The organism is Comamonas sp. B-9 (assembly GCF_000410635.1).
Taxonomy (GTDB): Bacteria; Pseudomonadota; Gammaproteobacteria; order Burkholderiales; family Burkholderiaceae_C; genus Comamonas.
Window position 1 is genome coordinate 1 of the sequence record NZ_KE148652.1, and the last position, 216, is coordinate 216.

1 protein-coding gene is annotated in these 216 nt (G+C 67.1%); it reads right to left on the minus strand.

Going from position 1 to position 216, the window contains the following annotated elements; genetic code table 11:
• Nucleotides 1–216: hypothetical protein (locus H928_RS32600; RefSeq protein WP_043341420.1), on the minus strand; the 216-nt coding region annotated here is incomplete at both ends.

Below are 216 nucleotides of genomic sequence, written 5' to 3' on the forward strand. Positions count from 1 at the left end.
GTTGAGCTCTTCGATGTTCTTGTTCAGCTCGGAGCTGCGCTCCTGGGCCGCATTGGCCTGCTGGGCGCTGGCGACGCTGGCTTCGGCCGACTTCGTGCCTTTGGCCGCTTCCTTGCTCAGCTTGAGCTGGTCCGGTGCCACGCTCTGGGGCTTCTTGTCGTCCACCGAGGCCTCGACCTTGCCGCTGGCAGCGCGCGTGTCGGTGGCGACCTGGGC